General features: G+C 64.5%; 3 protein-coding genes and 2 pseudogenes. 3 read left to right on the top strand and 2 right to left on the bottom strand.

The annotated features are described in order from the left end of the window. Positions 1–331: pseudogene (locus tag VML93_RS17020) on the top strand (hypothetical protein); the annotation flags it as partial. A 99-nt stretch (positions 332–430) separates the two neighbouring features. Here the strand turns inward: VML93_RS17020 and VML93_RS17025 are convergent. After that, positions 431–733: a hypothetical protein gene (locus VML93_RS17025; protein WP_325612408.1), complete on the bottom strand. Its 303-nt coding sequence runs from the start codon at positions 731–733 to the stop codon at positions 431–433. Between the two features lie 849 nt (positions 734–1582). Between VML93_RS17025 and VML93_RS17030 the strand changes: the two genes are divergently transcribed. Continuing rightward, the gene (locus VML93_RS17030; RefSeq protein ID WP_325612410.1) at positions 1583–2299 is read left to right on the top strand and encodes a maleylpyruvate isomerase N-terminal domain-containing protein; all 717 of its coding nucleotides are present in this window, start codon (positions 1583–1585) and stop codon (positions 2297–2299) included. A gap of 676 nt (positions 2300–2975) precedes the next feature. On the opposite strand, the pseudogene VML93_RS38615 reads toward VML93_RS17030, so the two are convergent. After that, positions 2976–3227 (bottom strand): annotated as a pseudogene (locus VML93_RS38615) (DivIVA domain-containing protein); the annotation flags it as partial. A 47-nt stretch (positions 3228–3274) separates the two neighbouring features. On the opposite strand from VML93_RS38615, the gene cobG reads away from it, so the two are divergent. After that, positions 3275–4326, top strand: a 1052-nt coding sequence (gene cobG, locus VML93_RS17045; RefSeq protein WP_325612412.1) for a precorrin-3B synthase, incomplete at its 3' end; no start/stop codon positions are given.

The following is a 4326-nucleotide window of genomic DNA, read 5'->3' on the forward strand; positions in this document are numbered from 1 at the left end:
CCAGAACTGGCCGGCTACGTGGATGGGCTTCGACTGTCTGCTCGTTGCGTTTATGGCCGCGACCGCGGTGTTGGGCTGGCGGCGTCGCCAGCTGGTGCTGCTCACCGCGTTCACGACCGGTGTTTTGCTGATCTGTGATGCCTGGTTCGATATCTTGACCGCCGGCCTGGGGCGAAATTTGGCTGTCTCGATGTTGAGCGCCGCCCTCGGCAACCTGCCGCTCGCGGCGATCATGATCACCGGCGCGCTGCGGATCCTGCGACTGACAGCGGTACGGCTCTTTTTTCTCGACCCCGAGACGCCGCTGTGGCACCTGCCGTTGCTGCCGTAACAGGGCCGGCGCAGCGCGCGGCTGAAGTGTTCTTCACCAAATCGGTGCCAACCGCGTCGAGGCCACTCTGCGGCGCCTATGACCCGGTGCCTGTGTCGTTTAGGTTGGCCACCAGAACCACTGCTGATGCCCCCCATCCCACTTGGGGACGGCGGACGGCGGCGCCCACGGCGGCCGTGGCGGGGGCGGCGGCACCCACTGCGGTGCGTACATCGGCGCATATGGCGGCGGGGGTTTCCACCACGCTGGCGGCGGCGGCGGTGGTTTGCACTCGTTGGTCACCGGATTGTGCGACCAGTTGGGGTCGCATTGCGCCGAGCTGACGCCCGGCGTCGCGACCGTCACAGCTGCCATCGGAACTACGGCAACGACGACCTTGGCGGCCAGACGGCGAATGGACATTTTCATCGCAGGACCTCTCCAGAGGGGCCCGTCCCCGACCCTTGACGTTGTTCCAGTTTATGCCATCGACACGCTACAACGACGAACGAAAGACAACGACGAACGAAAGACAACGAGGCTTAGCTTAGGGGTGCTCGATGCTCTCCCTTTCGCTTGGACTTTCCTATGGCCAGTTGGCCAGGACACATTGCACTTGCGTAGCGGCATCGTTCGGCTTGACTCCCATACCCACTAATCTCTGAGCTACTTCGGTAGAGGACTCACCGGAATTGAGATCCGCCTCAATAATGTGAACGACGGGCAACCAATCTCCTGCATATTGCCCCGACGGGGGCACCGCATCGCTTTTTGTGCAACGAAGGTAACCGTTGATGCCAGTGTCAGCGTGAGCTGACGACGCCTGCATTAGCACAACCGGGGCAATCAGGACGGCGTAGGTGCCGACCACCACAGCGACATAGTTGAAACGCATGCCTACACCAGTACCCAGCTATGGCAATGGGTAACCGATAAGTTGGCGAAGCGTGGAGGTCGACGTCGCTGAGGTCCAGCCGTGGGCGACTAGACAGTTCACCTGATCCTTAGAACGTACTTCGCCATTTCGCTACCACTCGCGCGATAGGCACTGCGTCGAGTCAGGGTGGATCAACACGACAGCTAGGAGTTCGGCCATGGTGGGTCCGGCCGCTGAGCGAGTTCTTGAGCGCGTCCGCGATTGCCCACGCGAACATCGGCACGAAGCCCCCAAAACACGTGGTCCTTGAACTCAAGCCCAGACCCGATCACGAGGTCGCGCAGCGTGCTGGAAACGAGCACGTCGTTCGGCCCGGGCCGCCGTACGCTTAGCGGGTGGAGGAGGCAACCAAAGCCGACATCCTCGCCGCGCTAGATAACAGTGGGAAGCGGTTCGTCTCGATGGTCCGGGGGCTCGATCCGGATCGCGCCGCGCGACCGGTGCCAGGGCTCGCCTGGACGGCCGTGGAGACTGCCGCGCACGTTGTAACCGTGCTCGGCAGGCTGCTTGGCGATCGTCGACGCGGCGCCACAAACGAGGAGGTTGCCGAGCTGAATGCGACTTGCCTCTCGGAGTACACCGACCGAGATATCAACAATATCGCCGACCGGCTCGAGACAAATCTGCGTACGGTGATCGACCGCGTTTACTCCAAAGTCGACTTCGATCGTCAGTATCCCTTCCACGGTGGATCAACGATCTCTGGCGGTGGTGGGGCTCGATGGATCTTGTGCGAGTTGCTCGTCCACGGCTACGACATCGCCGCTGCAACCGGAAACGAGTGGGGGATACCGGCCGCGGCGGCATCCATCGCGATTCGCGGCCCTGCTGAGTCGATGAATCGGCTGGTTGAGAGCAAGACCTCTAGCCGACATCGGGTGTATCTGGGAAACGACGACACTGTCGAATTCGTCGCATCCTCGGGGCCCCTGCCTACCGGTGACGAGCCGATCGACGCACAACCCGACGAGTTGCTCCTGGCTTTCTTCGGAAGGGTCGAAGTGTCCGATCCGCGTTTGGCGGTGGTTCTGGCTGATCTGCCGCACATCTGAGTGGCTCGGGGCCGCGCGGACCTCTTCGGGATTGACGTGGCTAAAGCGTTCTTTAGCGAGTCGCTGCCACCACTTGCTCGAGACCTTCTGGACGGCCTGGCGCGACGCCGAGCGTAACAAGGCGCCGCCGTTCTAGCTACCGACGGGAGCGCCTCGCCCCGAACCTCCGCAAGAGCAAGAAGACGAAAACTATCACTGCGATGAAGACCAGCGCCTCCAAACTGCCCTTCAGCGAGCTGACGGTGTAGGCACTGCCGCCAAACACTCGAACCTGCGGCGACGATTGCGGGCCATAGTCATAAACGTCTCCACCCACGACGGAACCGGTATGGGAAGATTCACCGACCCGCCAGGTGCCCGTGCAACCTTCGGCCCCGAAGCGAAGCGCGTTGACGACCCTGTTGACAAAGACCGAACCCGCACGACCGCCCCTACCGTTTTCCGAGTGGGCGTGTGGACCGCTGGTGCAGTGCTCTATCGTCGCCGTCGTCGGTGTGCCGGCCAATAACACGCAGGTGTCGTAGGCGGCGAAGCCGAGGGACACCAGCAATGTAACCGCGGTGATCGCCGCGATGCAGATCAAAGCCACCCTGCTAACGAGCAACTGCCGGTTACGGATTGGCGCGCCGCGGCGCCCGAAGTCGGACAGTCGAGGTGAAGCCGCCCCGCCACGAGATGTCAGTTGGGCCGCGACGAGGTCGAGAAAGGCGTCAACCTCGTCCTCGTTGTATCCCCGTCTTCCACTGGGTGGCTTGGAGAAGGCCATACCGCGAACCTCTTCCGCAGTGACAGCACTACCCGTTGGATTTCGCAGAGCTGCCTCTACGCGCTCAAGAAACGCATCGACCTGGTCTTCGTCATACCCGCGTTGTCCGATAGGCGGCTTAGAAAAAGCAACGTTGTGGACATCGTCAGGAGTGAGGGGCATTGAGAGAGACTCGCACACCTTCGCCGAAGAACGTCGTACCGTGGGGCATGCCCCGAGCCCGCGACTCCGACGCCTGCCCGGGTGCGTTGCAGGTGCATCAGGCCGCCGACGGCGCACTGGTGCGGGTGCGGCTGCCCGGCGGCATGATCACCGCCACTCAGCTGTCGACGCTGTCGCACGTGGCGAGCGGGTTCGGTTCGGGCACGCTGGAACTCACCGCCCGGGGCAACGTTCAGCTGCGCGGCATCGCCGACGTGACCGCGGCGGCCGAGGAGATCGCCGCCGCCGGGCTACTGCCGTCGGCCACGCATGAGCGGGTCCGCAACATCGTCGCGTCGCCGCTGTCCGGCCGGGCGGGCGGCGGCACGGACGTGCGGGCCTGGGTCGGCGAGCTGGATACCGCGATCTGCGCCGAACCGCGGCTGGTAGAGCTGGGCGGCCGGTTCTGGTTCAGTCTCGACGACGGGCGGGCGGACGTGTCCGGCCTGGGCGCCGACGTCGGCATCCATGTTCTGCAAGACGGCCCCGCGCTCCTGCTCACCGGACGGGACACCGGTCTGCGCCTGGCTCCGGGCGAGGTGATCAAGACGCTGATCGATCTGGCGACAAGGTTCGTCGAGATCCGTGGAAAAGCCTGGCGTGTCAACGAATTGGGTGATCCAAGCGTGCTGCTGCCCGGCGTCGAGCTGGGTGCCGGGTTTCCGGCTGTCACCCGGCCGCCGGTGGGCTGGATCGCGCAGGATGACGGCCGCGTCGCACTGGGCGCCGCGGTCCCGCTGGGCGTCTTGCCCGCACGTGTCGCCGAGTACTTGGCCGCGATCGAGGTCCCGCTCGTGGTCACACCCTGGCGGTCGGTTCTGGTGTGCGACCTCATGGAACAGATAGCCGACGTCGCGCTTCGCGTGCTCGCGCCGCTGGGCCTGGTGTTCGACGAGAACTCCCCCTGGCTCAACGTCACCTCCTGCACCGGCAGCCCCGGTTGCGCCCACTCAGCCGCCGACGTGCGGGCCGACGCGGCGCAGTCGCTGGACGGGGCCTACCCGGCGCACCGCCACTTCGTCGGCTGCGAACGGGCCTGCGGCAGCCCGCCGACCGGTGA

The organism is Mycobacterium sp. (genome assembly GCF_035499775.1).
Taxonomy (GTDB): Bacteria; Actinomycetota; Actinomycetes; order Mycobacteriales; family Mycobacteriaceae; genus Mycobacterium.

Coding starts and splice junctions, on each gene's coding strand:
- VML93_RS17025 (WP_325612408.1), bottom strand. CDS start 733: ATGTCCATTCGCCGTCTGGCCGCCAAGGTCGTCGTTGCCGTAGTTCCG.